Here is a 16,248-nt window from a genome sequence, read left to right as displayed (position 1 = left end):
GACACCGGTGTGGTGCCCGACGAAAGGTTGGACATACGGGGCGGATTTCTCACACACATGAAGTGTGACGTGCGGCACGCATTTGTGCAGGGGTACGCGCTCGTTCCGAGCCTGCGCGGGAGTGTCATGATCGAACGCACTGCTTCCCCACAGCTGGGATGCGACCTGCTGGACCGCCCGCTGCCCCAACGGGTCCATCAGGTGCGCCGATCGGTCCTCGACTCGGCCGGACAGGACCTGGGGCTTGCCGTGACGGCCGCCGACATCACCGTGATCGACGTCTTGGAGCCGGAGCCGCCCCTCGGCTCCGGCCTCCCGACCGGCGGTGGTACGTGATGACCGTCACCCGCACGACCACGCTCCTCGGCGTCGCGGCCGAGGCAGCCCTCGCGGTCCCTGGCGTGGCGGGCCTGCACCCCCGCCTCGCGGCAGCCACCGCGCCCACTCGGACGGACACCACCCCTCACCGCACGTCGCCCGAGGCAGGTATCCGCGCCGACCGGGCACCGGACGGTCCGGGAGGGAACATCGAGGTGCGCTGCGTCCTGGCCGAGGGCCGGCGGGCGCTGGACATCGCCCGGAACGTCCACGACCGGGTGGGGGCCGCCGCCATCTCCCACCTCGCCGCCCTCGGTGTCGCGGAGCGGGTCACCGTCGAGGTCACGGTGACCCGTATCGCCGCCCGGCACGACGCGGCATGAGTTCCGAGGGCGCTGTCACGTTGTGGAGTGTGTGAGTACCTGATGGTGTGTCGGCTGTGGTGGGGCCGGGTTCCGGCTTTCGTGCTCAGGCCGCGGCGGGCAGGGCGGTGGCGCCGGTCACCTGCTCCCGGATGGCGAAGCGGAGGGTCATCTCGGTGCGGTACTCGGGGGCGGTCATCGGGTGGCGGCGGGGCCGGACGTGGGGTGAGATGCCGCTGAACGCGGCCAGGAACCGCTGGGCGGCACCCACCGATCGGAAGCCTGTCATCGCGCGCTCGCGCTGCCTCGTCGGCCGGTGGGAGTTCTCGGCCCCGTTGTTCAGGCCCCGGTGCGAGCGGTGCTCGACGGAGGGCATGACCTCGCGGTGGGCCGCGCCGCAGGAGCGCAGCTGGTCGGTGACGATCACCCGCGGCACCGAGCAGGTTCGCTTGAGCAGCTTGCGGAAGAACCGCCGGGCCGCAGCGGCGTCCCTTCGGCCCTGGACCAGGAGGTCGAGCACGGTGCCGTCGGCGTCGACGGCCCGCCACCGGTACTGCCGCACACCGTTGATCCTCACGAAGACCTCGTCCAGGTGCCACGTGTCGCCGGGCCCGGGCCGGCGGCGGCGCAGTGCGCCGGCACAGGCCTGACCGAACGTGGCGCACCAGCGCCGGGCCGTCTCGTGAGAGACGAGCACGCCGCGCCCGGGCAGCAGCTTCCCGGCCTCGCGGAAGCTGAGCGGAAAGCGGACGGACCGCCCCACGCAGTGGGAGATCACCTCGATCGGGTACCGGTGCCCCTGGTACGACGGCGGCGCGGACGACACGAGCGATCCCCCTGTCCAGCACGATCAACTCCAAGATCATCCCAGGCCTGTCAGCCCACGTGACAACGCCCGCCGAGGTCCTACTGGATGTCGATCGCTGCATCCCAACGAAGCTGCCGCTCACCTGGCCGCATCGATCGACTGATAGACAGCTGGCCGCGACATTTGCGCTGCCTGGGCCATGAGAGTGCGGTAAGTGATGGTCTAGCTAATTTCGCACCACTTCGTCCCAGTGGGTAGCAGGCCCCTGACCTCGGCTGTCGAGCCAAACCGGGGAGCCGGAGCCGTGCGCTCGGCCAGGGCGGCGATGTTGATCATTCGACCGCCGGAATCACCCCGTTATGGCATGTCATCACATCGGTGTGAAACGGCAGGAAACATCACTTACCGCACTCTGAGATCCATGGAGCTGCGTCGGTATCCGTACCTGCCGAAGACCCTGAGCGCTGCCGAGAGGATGAAGCAGCCGCTGTGGACGGCGTTCGGATCCCCCCGACGTTCGGGGCGGGGACGTGTCATGCCATCGCTGGCTGCGCGGGCCCCCCGGGCTCTGTCCGCTCGGTGGCGACCTGCCGGCCCTGGTCGCGCTCGGCGCGGTCCCGCTCGATGCGCTCGTGTTCGGCGCGCTGGCGTGCGGCCTGCTCACGGGTGATCACTTCGGTGGCGGCGCCGACGGCGACCGCGATCGGCCACTCCACGGCCTCGACCACGGCCATGGCGCCGAGGAGGCCGTAGAAGGCCAGCTTGCGGGGCGAGGGGAGGATGGACGTGGCCGGGCGGGCGGTGGAGAACATGTCGCCCGGGGTGATGTAGGGGATCGGAACCCGGGCGTGCGCGGTACGGAATTGCAGCACCTTGCCGCCCGTCCGCTTCTCCTCGGGGTGCTCCGTCGGGGGCTGCTGTGGTTCCGGGGTGCGGGTTTCCTCGGTCTGGGTCCCGGCCTGTGGCGGGGCCGGCTGCTGCGGTTGCTGGGTCTGTGGATCCGGGGAAGTCATCTCCGTCCTCTCCTGCCGTGAGGCATGAGTGGCGAGGGGTCTTCCTGGCCGCCTTCCATCAATGCACGCGAATAAACCCGTCCGAACGGACAATTCGGGCAGGATGGTTCGGGGGTCACTCAGGCGCGTGCGGCCGCTCAGGCGTGTGCGGCCGCCGGCTGCCCGCTCGTGCCGAGGGCCTTCCAGAGCTGGACGGCCAGCCGGACCACGGCGGCCTCGAGCAGGGCGACCGCCACCTGGGTCAGGACCGTGGTGAGGATGTGCGGCATGGTCCGCCGCCTTTCGTGTGTGTCGTGCCGGGTACGACTCCTTTGTCGGCCCCCAAGTCATCCAGCAGGCTGCGTACGGGTGTTCTGCAGGTGAACTTTCCTCAGCGCGTCGGTGGCGCCCCGCACCGCGAGGGGCACCAGCACCGACCCCGCCGCCGACGCCAGCGCGATCGTCCAGGCCGCGGGGCCCGGGGGCCGGCTGCCGAAGAAGTGGCTGAGCCCCGGCACGCTCACCACCACGCCCAGCACCACCAGGGACCCCACCGCGGCCACGGCCACCACCGGGTCGCGGCCCGCGTCCTGGAGCGTCTGGAACAGCTGGGACGTCACCAGGGCGACCAGGGCGACCGTGTCGGCACGCCCCCGGGTGCCGGTGACCCGGGCGACGATCCAGGCGGCCGTGGCCGCCACCGTGGTGACGGCGGCACGCAGCCGGATGTGGCGGATCAGGGCCTTGCCGAGCGAGGCCTCCGGACCCTCCGCGAACAGCCGGTCGGGGTGGTCGGCGGGCGGCGATGGCCATGGCGGGCAGCATGTCCGTGGGTGCTGTCACGTTGGCTGACCGGGTGGGATGATCTTCGGGTTGGTCATGGTGGAGAGGGACCGTCCGTGGACAGCGCGTCGCCGTCGCACCCGGGGCACCGGTACCCGGTGGAGGTCATCTCCCACTGCGTGTGGCGGTACTGCCGGTTCCCGCTGTCGTTCCGCGAGGTCGAAGAGCTCATGCTCCAGCGCGGCGTCCTCGTCTCCCACGAGACCGTGCGTCGTTGGTGTGCCACGTTCGGTCAGGCCTGTGCCGACGGACTGCGCCGCCGCCGGCCCCGGCCCGGCGACACGTGGCATCTCGACGAAGTGTTCGTCAAGGTCAACGGTGTGCGGCAGTACCGGTGGCGGGCCGTCGACCAGGACGGGCACCGTCCTCGACGTCCTGCTGCAGTCCAAGCGGGACGCGAAGGCCGCCAAGCGGTTCCTGGCCAAGCTCATGAAGCAGCAGCGGGCGCCCAGGGTCATGGTCACCGACAGGCTCCGCTCCTACGGCACCGCCCACCGGGAGCTGATGCCCTCGGCCGGGCACTGCTCGCACAAATGCCTGAACAACCGGGCCGAGAACAGCCACCAGCCCACCCGGCAGCGTGAACGCGCGATGAAGGGCTTTCGAAGCACCGGTGGGGCGCAGCGGTTCCTGTCCGCGTTCCGCGGTATCTCACCGCACTTCCGGCCCCGCCGCCACCGGATGACAGCCTCCGGCTACCGAGCCGAGATGACCATCCGCTTCGCCATCTGGGGCCAGGTCACCGGAGTTGTCGGCCTGCCCAGCACTCCCTGAACACGCGGCCGGAACCCGGCCCCGCCACGCCCCGACGCACCGCCAGGCACCTCCTCACTCAACAACGTGACAGCGCCTGCATGACCTCAACGCCCGCCGGGTGTTGCGGACCCAGATCCTCGGCGGCGTGCTCGGTGAGTACCGTTGCATCGTTTGACCGGCGACGATGACTTTTCGAGCGGCACAGGATGCCCCAGTACCTGAGCCGGCGTCCGGCAGTTTCGCGTGTCCACCTCCGTGAGCAGCCCGGTGATCGTCTCCGCGGCCGTCGCACGTGTCTCACGCCGCGCGAAGCAGCCCGTGACCGCATCCATCGCCGCCCCGAACAACCGGCCCCGGGCGGCCTGGGCTGTCGTGACCTTTGCGGCCACCGCTTCTTGAAACGCCAGCACAAACGTTCATGATCACGGTGGCCGTACCCATGCCCGAATCCGGCCCCCAAGCTGCTGAACAGCACAGACACCGGAACTACAGGGGTGTGTCAGATGGTGAACGGGGTGGTGTGATCTGCTCGGACGGTGATCGCCGATTCCTGCAACGGTCGGCCCTGGAGTGAAGACGCATTGGTCGGGCCCCGATGGCTGGTGGATAGGGGCCTGGCAGTGTTGCGTGCGGTCATGCGGGGGAGTGCGCGTGGGTGGGTGGGTTGGTGGGGGTGAGCAGCCGAGGGGCGATGGCGGCGGTGAGGGTGGCCGTGGTGGCGCTGGTGGCGACGGTTGTCCAGGCGATGGGGCCCAGGGGGGCGCAGCCGAAGAAGTGGCTCAGTCCGGGGGTCTGCACGACGGTGAGGAGGGCTGTCGTGGACAGGGCGGTGGTGGCCAGGACGAGGGGGCTGCGCCAGTCGGTGATGAGGGTCTGGCCGAGCTGGGCGGTGATCAGGGCTGCCAGTCCCATGGTGTCGGCGCGGCGGGCACGGCCGGTGAGCCGGCCGGTTTGCCATGCGGCGGTGGCGGCCAGGGTGGTGGCGGTGCCGCGGATGGCCAGCAGTCGCGCCAGGTCGGGGCCCATGAGGGCGGGGGCGGGCCGGTCCGTGAGGGTGGCGTGGGTGGCTGTGGTGCGGTGGGCGAGGGCGACGGCCAGGGCGGGGAGCATGTCGGTGAGGAGGTTGACCAGGAGGAGTTGACGGGTGCCGAGGGGGGCCCGGCCTGCGAGTGCGGTGCCGAGGATGGTGAAGGCGACTTCTCCGGCGTTGCCGCCGACGAGGATGGCGACGGCGTCGCGGACGCTTGCCCACAGGGCGCGTCCTTCGTGCAGGGCGTCGAGGATGCGGGTGAGGTCGGGGTCGGTCAGGACGAGGTCGGCGGCGGCGCGCGCGGCAGTGGAGCCATGGGTGGCGAGGCCGATGCCGATGTCGGCGAGGCGGATGGCGGCCGCGTCGTTGACGCCGTCGCCGACCATGGCGACGACGTGCCCGGCCTGCCGTAGGGCTTGGACGATGCGGACTTTGTGTTCGGGTGAGACGCGGGCGAAGAGGCTGGCCTGGTCGATGGTTGTGGTGCGGTCGCCGGCCGTGAGGGAGTCGATGTCGGTGCCGGTGACGATGGTCTGGGTGTGGGGGATGCCGAGGTCGCGGGCGATGGCGGCGGCGGTGGCCGGATGGTCTCCGGTGATCATGACGATGCGTACGCCCGCGTCGGTGAGACGCTTGACGGCGTCGGCAGCTGTCGGGCGGGGGGCGTCGGCGATGGCGACAAACCCCAGCAGCGTCAGATCGTGGGCCAGGTCGGCCACGGTGTCGGTCGCCACGGCGGTACTGGTCGCCTGTTCCGCCGATTGTTCCCGGTCATCGTTAGCCGGTTCGGCCACGGGCAGAGCGGCCTGGGCGACGGCCAGGACGCGCAGACCCTGGTCGGCGAGCTGTCGCATCATGCGGTGAGCGGCTGCCAGCCGCTGCTCATCGAGCGAAACCAGACGGCTTTCACTGCCGGCTTCGCCGTCCGGGTTCTCCGGGGGGCCGGTGGCGGGATCGAGGGTGGTGGTGCAGCGCTGGAGAATGATTTCGGGTGCCCCTTTGACCGCGAGCAGGGGACGGCCGTTGTCGGTTCCTACGGAGGCCGAGTAGCCGCGGCTGGCCTCGAAGGGCAGTTCCGCAACCCGTACCCAGGCGGGATCTTGAATGTCGTGTTTGTCGGCGGCTTCCAGCACGGCCCGGTCGGTGGCGTGGGCCAGGGGCGCGTCGGGGGCCGGGCAGGCGCGGGCGGCGGTGCGCAGCAGGCGGTGGGCCTCTTCTGTGTCGGGGGGAAGGATCTCCTCGGTGGATGCCAGACGGGTCAGGGTCAGGCGGCCTTCGGTGAGGGTGCCTGTTTTGTCGAAGCAGATGACATCGACGCGCCCGAGCGCTTCCAGCGCGCGGGCGGAGCGGGGCAGGATGCCGTGGCGGGACAGCCGGCGTGCGGCCGCTGACTGAGCGACGGTGGCGACCAGCGGCAGGCCCTCGGGGACGGCGGCCACCGCGACCGCGACGCCGGAGACCAAGGCCTGGCGCAGCGGCAGGCCGCGCAATAGTCCCAGGGCGGTGACCACTGCCCCGCCGATGCCGACCACGGGCAGTGCCGTTTGGGTCAGTGCGGCGAGGTGTCCCTCGATGCCGGATGCGGTGGTGGCGTTCCCGGCCAGGTCGGCGGCGCGCCCTGCCTCGGTCTGTCCGCCGGTCGCGACGACAACGGCCAGCCCGGTGCCCGCCAGCACCGTGCATCCCTGGTAAATCATGCAGGACCGCTCCGCCAGGTCCGCTCCTGGAGTGGCCGCGGGGTTCTTCACCACGGGGGTGGGTTCGCCGCTCAGTGCCGCCTCGTCGATTTCGAGTTGGTCGCCTGCCAGCAGTCGGGCATCCGCGGGTACCACCTCGGACGGGCGCAGGACGATCACGTCGCCCACCTGAAGGTCGCTTGCGTCGATGGGATCGAAGTCCACCGTCTCCAGCAGCCCGAGGAAGCCTTGGCCTGGATCGTCCGGCACCTGGCGCAGGCGGCGGGCGGTGATGCTCTCCTTCGCCAGCAGAGTCCTCAGTGCCTGCTCGGCGCGCATGCGCTGGGCACCGCTGATCACGGCGTTGCCCGCCATCACCCCGCCCACCAGCAGCGAGTCGACGCTCGAGCCGATCGCGGCGGACGCCGCAGCACCGAGAGCCAGCACCGGGGTCAGGGGGTCACGCAGCTCCTCGCGCACCGCACCCAGCAGCTCACCGGCATGCTGTGCCTGCGCGGACAGGCCCAGGGAGGTGACGGCTGTGGTGACGGCCCCGGCCAGCCGATGCCGCGTCCGATCGAATGCTGTCGGTGCAGCAACGTCGGACGTCATGCGCACTGTGGCGGCGCGATGGTGCAACGGCCGCAGGACGCGGAAGGCATCGTCTGCCTCCATGGCGTGCCAGGCGCCGCGGACATGGCCGGCGGGCCGGGGCCGGCGGGCAAGGCGCCATGCCGCCCGGACGCCGCCGATCTGAGCCAGAAACGTGGCGCCGTGGACGGGAGAGGTCGTCAGGCCCCACATCCGGTGCCGGGCACCGGCGGCCGCGATCAGTGCTCCGAGTGCGGATCCGCCCGTGGACAGGCGTGCCGAGGCCGCACTGACATGGTGGGCATCGTCCACGGCGGACAGCACACGCCACGCGTGCTCCAGCCCTGGGCCGCACACCAGGTCCGCCGACCACGGCGCCGCAGGAGCAGGCCTCCCGAACTCGGCCCGTAGGGGGAGGGCCATTCCCACGTCCGCGGCTGCGAGTGCTTCGCCGTCGTGGCATGTGATCAGGGCGACCACGTGGCCTTCTTGCTGCAGGGTGCGTACCCGTTCGGCCAGCGCCGTGGAGGCGGGCACAGCGTGATCGGCCCACCGCAGCAGCTCCGCAACGCTGGCGTGCTGGGTCATCTCCAGGCGGCGGTTGCCGGAGCGGGCTGCGGCAATCACCGCATCGGCCAGCGGATCGAGATCGCATCCCACCACGACCCGTCCCAGCAACAGGCCAGCTACGTCCTGCACCTCAAGATGCAGACCGGAAAGGGAATCAGGCCGCTGATCCAGGGCGTCCGGCCGACGCCGCAGCCGCCAGCCGGACGCCGCCCACGGACCGGGACCGGCCATATCCTTCAGCGTCCGTTTGGACAGGACTTTCTGCGCGGCCTGCCACAACTCTGCTTCGTCCTGCTCCCCACCGGCTGCCACAGACAGCAGCCGCACCCGCGGAACGCACAGGGCCGAAGAATCGATGACGACCGCGGAGACCCGGTCCAGCAGGCGCAGCGCCGCCGGATTCATCGGCACCACGCCCGCCTGCGCCAGGTCACGGCCCAGCACCGCGCAGAACGCCTCACGCCCCGCCCCGGCGGCCTTGGGCACCGTCGCCAGGATGGCCTGGCCCGCCTGTTCCACACTCCCGGTCCAGGCGGCCACCCCGGCCGCTCCCAGCAGGGCGGTGAGCGACGTCCGCTCCGCGCACTTTTCCACCGGTCCCGCCGGCACCGCAGCCGGCCGCGGCAGGGGCGTGGTGGCCCGCCGCGGAAGACCGGCACCGTCGGCCACCAGTTCGCCCTCCCGGCGCTCCCACACCGTCCGCCGGCTGCGCGCCTCACCGAGCTTGAACCACTGCTGGAGCGCGTCCAGTACCAGCGGCGTCATCCCCCCGGTGGCCGAGTACACCAGCGCGCCGGCCGTGGCCAAGAACGCATCCGCATGGGCACGGCCCACCCGTCGCGCCAGCCACCGGCGCACCTGCGGCTGGGTGTCGGCGACGACCAGCGGAACCCGTACAGCGCGCGGCAACCGGCCGACCGACGCCGTCCAGCCCACCACGGTGCCGACCAGTCCCGCGCAGTCGGAGACCAGAGCGACCTTGGCCAGTACCTCCGGTACATCATCGAACGCCGCACCCGGCTGATCATGCGTGAACGGCTGCTCCGCGACATCGTGTGCCTGCTCCACCGCACACACCACATCCAGCAGCCCGTCGACATCGCAACCATCCTTCGCCGCGTCGACCACCACATGCCCCAGCGCCGTATTCACCTGAACCCAGCGCACCCCCGCCAGCTTGGCCAGTGCCGACTCCAGCCCCCCAGCCAGCCGCTCCTGTCGCTTCCCCTCTCCGGCCAGACCCCGCACCTCGATGTGCGCCCTGCCCGACCGCGACCACACTCGCCTGCGGCGCCTGGCCGGGCCCGCATCCCGCGCCACCTCGGCCGCCCTGACCACCTCACCCCAGACGGCATCGCCCACCCGTGCAGCCGTCTGCCGTCCCCGCTCGAGCGTCCGCAGCACCCCCACCGGCATCCGCACCGCATGCGAGGCGATCACCCCGGCGGACGCAGGCACCGCCGAGGACGCTTCCGCCATGAACCGGCAGCCCAGCGACATCACCACACCGCTTCGCAGCACCGGCGCGACTCCCTCACTCAATCCGGGCGCCATGGCTTGCGCAGTGCTCAGCCACCGGCGCCGCCGACCCCAGCAGGCGAACAGGTTCTGAAACCTACACGAAGCGGACATAGGGTAGGGGGATCGGCGAGAGCGATGGAGTGATCACATGACCCAGGCGGCAGCGCAGACCCCCACAGCGGACCCCACCGCCACGGACGCGACCGTCCAGCACGCGGGTCACAACGGGCATACGATCACCATCCCGCTCGACAACGTCGCCCACGCTGTGCAAAAGGCGGTCACCCTTCCCATCACCGCCGCACAGCGCATCCTGCCCGCCAAGGGCGGACTTCCCCTCTACGCCGGGCTCGGGGCCCTCGCCCTGGCAGGCGCCCTCGAATGGCCCGTCGCCGCCGGCATCGGCATCGGCTACGCCGTCCTGCGCCGCGGAGGAGCACTCCCGCCCCCAGCACCGGCATCCCAGACGCCCGCACAGACAGTCACGATCGACAAGCCTTCAACGCCGAAACCCGAAGCCGACAGCAGCCCCTGACACGATCGTGCCCCGCGCCCCCTGAGCGGGCACAGATGAGCTTGCAGGAAATCCCCCCGCTTACCGAAGGCCGCCTTCTGGTCGACCTGGTCTTCCCTGAACTGAATCACAGGCATCCCCGCCACCGGCCGGTCCGGCGACGGCGACCCGTTGCGCCGGGCCCGCGTGGATCTCACGCCCAAGAACGACACACGAGACAAGGAGGCGCTCGGTGAGGACGGCCGGCCACCGGAACCGACGGGCTCCAGCGCCCGGCATCCTCAGCCCGCCATGGGCGGCGTGCCCGCGCATTCGGGAATCCGGCGGTGGACGTCCTCCAGCAGGCTCCGCGTCGCCATGTGAAAGATCTCAGCCTGGTGGTCGCCGACGAAGGAAGTGTGCCCGAACACCTCCAAGACCACGAGGCCATGCATGTGCCCCCACGCGCTCAGAAGGAGGGCGGTCGCGGGCGGCGGCAGGGCTCCCGGTCTGCCGGTCGACAGGTGCTCGAGATGGGCCCGGAGCGAGGGCGAGAGCGCGAAGGGTTCGGCTGCGGCGAGGCGGTCCGCGCTGAAAGTGCCGAACAGTTCGCGCTGGAAGATCGCGCCCCGATATGCATATTTACGGCCTCTTCCATCTCTACGCCAGGATGCGCGCCGTTTTGGTCACAGAAGCCACGGGAACCCGAAACGGCATGATCCGAAGCATCGCGCGCGGCTGCGCCGCAGGAGCGGCCGGCACCACCGCTCTGAACGCCGTGACCTACGCCGACATGGCACTGCGCGGCCGACCGGCCAGCAGCATCCCGGAAACCGCGGTGGACAAGATCACCACACTCATGGGGCACCCGGTCCCGGACACGAGCGGCCGGGACAACCGGCTCACCGGCCTCGGAGCGCTGTCGGGCATCGCCGTCGGCACCGGCACGGGCGCCGCCGTGTCGCTGATCCGCCGGGCAGGTGTCCGGGGCCCCTGTGGCTGGGCGGCCTGCTCACCGGCGCCCTGGCGATGGCCCTCACCGATGCACCGATGGCCCGCCTCGGCGTCAGCGACCCCCGCACGTGGTCGGTCCGCGACTGGACCGCCGACGTCGTGCCGCACCTCGTCTACGGCCTGGTCACCTACGGCGTCATCACGGCATCGGACCAGCGGCGATGACGCCCGCGACCGGCGCCCTGGCCGGGCACTGTCACGTTGGCTGACGGTGTGGGAGGGCCTTCGGGCTGAAGGTGCCGTGTCGGGGTTGCCGGTGTCGTCCGCGCCGCCGTCGTACCAGAGGCACCGATACCCGGTGGAGACCCTCTCCCGCTGCGTGTGGCGGTGCTTCCGGTTCCCGCTCGGCTTCCGCGAGGCCGGGGAGCCGATGCTCGAGCGCGGCGTCCTCGTGTCCGACGAGACGATCCGCCGGTGGTGCCTGAAGTCCGGGCAGTCCTGCGCCCACGCGCTGCGCCGCCGACCTCCCCGCCCCGGCGACCCGTGGCACCTCGGCGAGGTCTTCATCACGGTCACCGTCGAGCAGAAGCACCTGGGGCGTGCGGCCGGCCGGGCCGGCACCGTGCTGGACATCCTGGTCCAGCACCGGCGCACCAAGGCCGCGGCCAGGCGCTTCTTCCGTCGGCTCCTCAACGGAATCGGGGCCGTGCCAAGGGTGATCGTCACGGACAGGGGGCTTCAGCCAGCTCGGTCGACCGGGAGCCGTGTTGTCTCCACAAACGCTCATGGTCACGGTGACCGCTTCCTTGCGGACAGGCTTTCCGGAAGCCCACGACCTGCATGAACCGCTAAACGATCAAGAGCTGCCTCGGCCCTGAGAGAGCTTGCTTTCCGCGCTAGCGGATTTGCGATCGTCGGAAGGCGGGACGAGTATTTCTTAGGGCGCAACGGCCGGAGCAGGCCGCGATGCCGACGCCATCGATGTGCACCGCGACCTTCGAACGGTGACGCTCACAGCCGATAAGCGTCACCGTCAAGGCAGCGACGCAGCGAACAAGACCGGACCTGCTCAGTTCGTGGCCTTCGCCCGGGCGACGGGTGGGATATCCAGCCGGGGCACCTGACAGAAGGCCTGACAACCGCCACATAGCTGCATGACCGCGTCGATGGTCGCCGTGGGGCGGGAGGCAGAGCGGAAGGAGTCTGCCCATGCGGATCGCCGTGGACCTGAATCGATGCCAGGGCTACGCACAATGCGTGTATCTGGCACACGAGGTCTTCAGGTTGAGTGGTCAGGAGGCACTCACCTATGAGCCGAATCCTGATGACGAGCGGCGCCTGCAGGTTGAGCGAGCCGCTGTGGCGTGCCCGGTGCAGGCGATCGTGATCGACCGCTTGGACGGCGCGGAGCGGGGCGAGACGTCATGACCTTGCCGGCAACGGTGGCAGAGCTGGTGCGCGACTTCAGGGCCAACGGCCGGATCGTCATCGTGGGTGCCTCTCTGGCCGGGCTGCGGGCCGCGGAAACCCTGCGCGAGGAGGGCTTCACCGGTTCTCTGACCCTCATCGGGGACGAGCCGTACGAGCCCTACGACCGTCCCCCGCTGTCCAAGCAAGTACTCAAAGGCTGGGTGCCGGCCGACCACACCAAGCTGCCCCGCATGCGAGAAGTGCATGCGGACTGGCGGCTCGGGGTGGCCGCCACCGGGCTGGACCGGGCCACCAAGCAGGTGCGCCTGGCCGACGGCGAGCAAGTCCCGTACGACCGGTTGCTGATCGCCACGGGCACCCGCGCGCGGCAGTGGCCGAACCCGGTCGAGGCCGCCCTGGACGGGGTCCACACGATTCGCTCGCGTGATGATGCCGCACAGCTGCAAAAGGCGCTGGCCGAGCCGCCGTCGCGGGTCTTGGTCATCGGCGCCGGGTTCATCGGCTCGGAAGTGGCCTCTGTCTGCCGCGAACTCGATCTCCCGGTGACCATCGTCGAGCGGGGTTCGGCGCCGCTGGTCGGCGCGCTCGGCGGGGTGATCGGGGAGATCGCCACGCAGATGCAGCGCGATCACGGCGTGGACCTGCGCTGCGGGCTGGGGGTGTCGTCACTGGAGGGCGACTCCGGCGGACACGTGCGGCGTGCTCAGCTTTCGGACGGAACCACCGTCGAAGCCGATGTGGTGGTGGCCTCGCTGGGGTCGATCCGCAACGTGGAATGGCTAGAGGGCTCCGGGCTGGCGGCCGGCTTCTGGGGCGTCGGGTGCGACGCCGGCGGCCGCGCGTTCGACATCAACGGCGTGGTCACCGACAGCATCTACGTGGCAGGGGATGTGGCGCGTGCGCCGCATGTGCTGTACGAGTACCAGTTCCTCGCGATGGAGCACTGGGACAACGCTGTTTTCGGCGCCGAGGTTGCGGCCCACAACATGGTGAACCTCGAGCCGCACTATCGTCCGCATCTGCTGCTGCCCGGCTTCTGGTCCGGTCAGTTCGGCGTGAACATCAAGTCTGTCGGCGTGCCGCCGTTCGGTGACGAGATCGTCTTCACGCAGGGGTCCGTCGCGGAGCGCCGTTTCGCCGCCGCCTACGGTCACCGAGGCCGCATCGTCGCGGCCGTCACCTTCGATCACGGCAAGTGGCTGGAGTACTACGGGAAGCTGATCGAGCAATCTGGTCCGTTCCCGCCTCCGCCACCGGGCTGGGACCTACCGCCCGACATGAAGCCGATGCCGGCCGAGTTCCCGGACCCAAGGGTCCCGACGGCGATCCCCGACGTCGTCCTGACCGGCCATGCCCCGAGCGGGCGGACGGCCGAGTTCCGGCCTCGACATCACTGATGCGCCCGCCGGCCGGGCGTGTGAGCGGACAGCACCGACAGGAAGAAGGAGGGGAGCCTCGTGGTCGAGGAAACCCCCTGGCAGCAGGCCCTGCGCTACGCCAACCGCGCCAATCCGTACCCCTTCTACGAAGAACTGCGCAAGACGCCGGTGGCGCGGCAGCCGGATGGAACCTATGTCGTCAGCACCTACCGGGAGATCGTCACGCTGCTGCATGACCCCCGGGTCAGTTCGGATCCAAGAAAGTGTCCCGCCCCGGTCGCGGCCCAGGAGGAGGGCTCGGCGGAGCCGGTGGCCGAGCCGATCAGGGAGGCGCTGACCGAGCCGAACATCATCACCTGCGATCCGCCCGAGCACGACCGAGATCGCCGGATGATGACGCCGCATTTCGTCGGCCCGCCCCATTCGCCTCACCTGATCTCCGACCTGGAGCCCGAGATTCACCGCCTTGTGGACGGCCTGCTGGACGGCATGAGGGGCAAGAACCGGATCGATGCCGTCGACGACTTTGCCTATCCCCTGCCGGTGACGGTGATCTGCAAGGTTCTGGGCGTGCCGCTGGAGGACGAGCCACGCTTCCACCACTGGATCGAGACCGCCCTGGACGCTTTGGACTTCGGCCCCGAGGCCGCTTCCGAAGAGATCCAAAGCCGGCTGGCCGGGGGCCGTCAGGCCGTGCAGGAGTTCGGGCAGTTCGCAGCTGAGCTGCTCGACCGGTACGCCCAGCAGCCCGGCCCGGGCATGCTCTCGGCGATGGTGAACGAGGACGGCCCGGAGGGACGGATGTCCAAGGGCGTGCTCGCGAGCAATGCCCTGCTCCTGATCTTCGCGGGGCATGAGACCACGGTCAATCTCATCGCCCACAGCGTGCTCACCCTGCTGCGGCACCCCGAGGCGTTCGAGAAGCTGCGCCGCCGGCCGGAGCTGATCGTGCCCGGGGTGGAGGAGCTGCTGCGCTTCGAGTCGTCGGTGCAGTTCTGGCACACCCGCTCCGCCGTGGAAGACATCGACATCGCGGGCACCACCATCCCGAAGGGGGCGCCGATCTTCCTGGCGTACGGCTCGGCGAACCGCGATCCGGAACGGTTCACCGACCCCGACGAACTCGACCTCGAGCGCCGCAACAACCAGCACCTCGGATTCAGCCAGGGCATCCACTTCTGCTTCGGCGCTCCGCTGGCGCGGCTCGAGGTCCAGATCGCGGTCGGCGAGTTCGTCCGCCGGGTGCAGAACCCCCGGCTCGTCGAGGACCCGCCGCCGTACCGGCACAACCAGATCTTCCGCGGGCCGCGGCACGTCCTGGTCGACATCGGCGGCATCCGCGACTGACCCGATGTGAATAGAGGATCGCTATGCGGGCTTTTCAACTCGTCGGTTGGCGGCAACCGCCCGAGCTGCGCGAGGTGCCGGTACCCGAGCCCGGGCCGGGGCAGGTCCTGGTGAAGGTCGGGGGTGCCGGTGCCTGCCACTCCGACCTGCACATCATGCAGGCACCCGCACCGTTACCCGGTTTCACGAATCTGCCCTTCACGCTCGGTCATGAGAATGCGGGATGGGTGGAACGGCTGGGACCGGGTGTCACCAGCTTCGTGCCCGGGGACCCTGTGATCGTCTATGGTTCCTGGGGCTGTGGGGTGTGCGCCAACTGCCGTCAGGGCCGGGAGAACTACTGCCAGAATCTCAGTGGTCAGGGCCCGGGCCTGGGAGGTGGTCACGACGGCGGCATGGCCGAGTACCTGCTGGTCCCGGCGGCGCGATACCTCATTGCGCTGGGCACCCTCGACCCCTGCCAGGCTGCCCCGCTCAGCGACGCGGGACTGACCAGCTATCACGCCGTGAAACGGTCGCTGCACCTGCTGGGACCGGGCTCGACCGCGGTCGTGATCGGGGCCGGCGGCCTGGGCCAGATGACCATCCAGATTCTGCGCGCGCTCAGCGCGGCGACCACCGTCGTCGCCGTGGATACCGATGCCGGCAAGCTGGAAACCGCCAAACGTATGGGCGCCGACGAGGCTCTGCTCTCGGGCGACGAGACGATCGCGCGCATCAAGGACATCACGGGGCAGCAGGGCGCTCAGCTCGTGCTGGACATGGTCGGCATGGACCCGACGCTGCGGATGGCTGCTCAGGTGGCCAGGATGCTCGGCCACCTGACCATCGTCGGCCTCGGCGGCGGAGCCCTGCCCGTGAACTTCTCCAGCCCGCCGCACGAGTGCTCGGTCGCCTCGCCCTACTGGGGCTCCCTCACCGAACTGATGGAAGTGATCACCCTCGCCCAGCAGGAAAAGATCAAGATGCTGGTCGAGCACTTCCCCTTGCAACGCGCCAACGAGGCCTACCGGCTTCTGCACGACGGCAAGATCCAAGGGCGCGCCGTCATCACCCCCCACGCATGAGCACCGACGTGTCAACCCCAACGGGGCACCAAGACATTGAAGTTTCCCCGTGATCATGGACACATTTTCGTTATGCCGCGAGGGCCTGTTCTTGCTGGTAGCGGATGCGG

General features: G+C 70.1%; 13 protein-coding genes and 3 pseudogenes. 10 read left to right on the top strand and 6 right to left on the bottom strand.

Translation table 11 applies throughout. The annotated features are described in order from the left end of the window. The first annotated feature begins 126 nt into the window (after positions 1 to 126). Together ACFPZI_RS30360 and ACFPZI_RS30355 are read left to right on the top strand one after the other, a co-directional pair. On the top strand, positions 127 to 336 hold the full coding sequence (locus ACFPZI_RS30360) for a hypothetical protein (RefSeq protein WP_381369759.1): 210 nt from the start codon (positions 127 to 129) through the stop codon (positions 334 to 336). Next, positions 336 to 701 (top strand): Asp23/Gls24 family envelope stress response protein, encoded by a 366-nt coding sequence (locus ACFPZI_RS30355; protein WP_381369756.1) that lies wholly within the window; start codon positions 336 to 338, stop codon positions 699 to 701. The genes ACFPZI_RS30360 and ACFPZI_RS30355 overlap by 1 nt, the downstream gene beginning before the upstream one ends. An 85-nt stretch (positions 702 to 786) precedes the next feature. Here the strand turns inward: ACFPZI_RS30355 and ACFPZI_RS30350 are convergent, their stop codons facing one another. The 4 genes from ACFPZI_RS30350 to ACFPZI_RS30335 form a co-directional block, all read right to left on the bottom strand. Continuing rightward, a complete protein-coding gene (locus ACFPZI_RS30350; RefSeq protein ID WP_381369753.1) occupies positions 787 to 1,506 on the bottom strand; it encodes an IS6 family transposase in 720 nt (239 codons plus the stop codon). A 515-nt stretch (positions 1,507 to 2,021) separates the two neighbouring features. After that, positions 2,022 to 2,501, bottom strand: a complete 480-nt coding sequence (locus ACFPZI_RS30345) for a hypothetical protein (RefSeq protein ID WP_381369750.1) — start codon at positions 2,499 to 2,501, stop codon at positions 2,022 to 2,024. 137 nt (positions 2,502 to 2,638) lie between these two features. Beyond that, positions 2,639 to 2,770 carry a hypothetical protein gene (locus tag ACFPZI_RS30340; RefSeq protein WP_381369747.1) on the bottom strand — a complete coding sequence of 44 codons (132 nt, stop codon included), beginning with the start codon at positions 2,768 to 2,770 and terminating at the stop codon, positions 2,639 to 2,641. A gap of 57 nt (positions 2,771 to 2,827) precedes the next feature. Continuing rightward, positions 2,828 to 3,181, bottom strand: coding sequence for a cation transporting ATPase C-terminal domain-containing protein (locus ACFPZI_RS30335; RefSeq protein WP_381369744.1), 354 nt, complete (start codon positions 3,179 to 3,181; stop codon positions 2,828 to 2,830). Positions 3,182 to 3,379: 198 nt separating this feature from the next. Here ACFPZI_RS30335 and ACFPZI_RS30330 point away from each other — a divergent pair. Next, positions 3,380 to 4,097, top strand: a pseudogene (locus ACFPZI_RS30330) (IS6 family transposase). Positions 4,098 to 4,712: 615 nt separating this feature from the next. Here the strand turns inward: ACFPZI_RS30330 and ACFPZI_RS30325 are convergent. Further along, positions 4,713 to 9,467 (bottom strand): cation-translocating P-type ATPase, encoded by a 4,755-nt coding sequence (locus tag ACFPZI_RS30325; RefSeq protein WP_381369741.1) that lies wholly within the window; start codon positions 9,465 to 9,467, stop codon positions 4,713 to 4,715. A 148-nt stretch (positions 9,468 to 9,615) separates the two neighbouring features. On the opposite strand from ACFPZI_RS30325, the gene ACFPZI_RS30320 reads away from it, so the two are divergent. Then, positions 9,616 to 10,002, top strand: coding sequence for a hypothetical protein (locus tag ACFPZI_RS30320; protein WP_381369738.1), 387 nt, complete (start codon positions 9,616 to 9,618; stop codon positions 10,000 to 10,002). A 260-nt stretch (positions 10,003 to 10,262) separates the two neighbouring features. Here ACFPZI_RS30320 and ACFPZI_RS30315 read toward each other — a convergent pair. Next, positions 10,263 to 10,586: pseudogene (locus ACFPZI_RS30315) on the bottom strand (TetR-like C-terminal domain-containing protein); the annotation flags it as partial. Between the two features lie 89 nt (positions 10,587 to 10,675). Here ACFPZI_RS30315 and ACFPZI_RS30310 point away from each other — a divergent pair. The 6 genes and pseudogenes from ACFPZI_RS30310 (at position 10,676) to ACFPZI_RS30285 (ending at position 16,138) form a co-directional block, all read left to right on the top strand. After that, positions 10,676 to 11,139 (top strand): annotated as a pseudogene (locus tag ACFPZI_RS30310) (hypothetical protein). Positions 11,140 to 11,272: 133 nt separating this feature from the next. After that, the gene (locus tag ACFPZI_RS30305; protein WP_381369735.1) at positions 11,273 to 11,758 is read left to right on the top strand and encodes a DDE-type integrase/transposase/recombinase; all 486 of its coding nucleotides are present in this window, start codon (positions 11,273 to 11,275) and stop codon (positions 11,756 to 11,758) included. 365 nt (positions 11,759 to 12,123) lie between these two features. Beyond that, positions 12,124 to 12,342: a ferredoxin gene (locus ACFPZI_RS30300; protein WP_359892851.1), complete on the top strand. Its 219-nt coding sequence runs from the start codon at positions 12,124 to 12,126 to the stop codon at positions 12,340 to 12,342. Then, entirely contained in the window at positions 12,339 to 13,742 is a 1,404-nt protein-coding gene (locus ACFPZI_RS30295) for an NAD(P)/FAD-dependent oxidoreductase (protein ID WP_381369731.1), read from the top strand. The genes ACFPZI_RS30300 and ACFPZI_RS30295 overlap by 4 nt, the downstream gene beginning before the upstream one ends. 60 nt (positions 13,743 to 13,802) lie before the next feature. Further along, a complete protein-coding gene (locus ACFPZI_RS30290) occupies positions 13,803 to 15,071 on the top strand; it encodes a cytochrome P450 (RefSeq protein WP_381369728.1) in 1,269 nt (422 codons plus the stop codon). Positions 15,072 to 15,094: 23 nt separating this feature from the next. Next, positions 15,095 to 16,138 (top strand): NAD(P)-dependent alcohol dehydrogenase, encoded by a 1,044-nt coding sequence (locus ACFPZI_RS30285; protein ID WP_381369725.1) that lies wholly within the window; start codon positions 15,095 to 15,097, stop codon positions 16,136 to 16,138. Positions 16,139 to 16,248 lie beyond the last annotated feature (110 nt).

The sequence above is a fragment of the Streptomyces chlorus genome (assembly GCF_042655885.1).
Classification (GTDB): Bacteria; Actinomycetota; Actinomycetes; order Streptomycetales; family Streptomycetaceae; genus Streptomyces; species Streptomyces chlorus.
The sequence above is the reverse complement of the archived record's forward strand: the minus strand, read 5'-3'. Positions and strand labels throughout refer to the sequence as shown.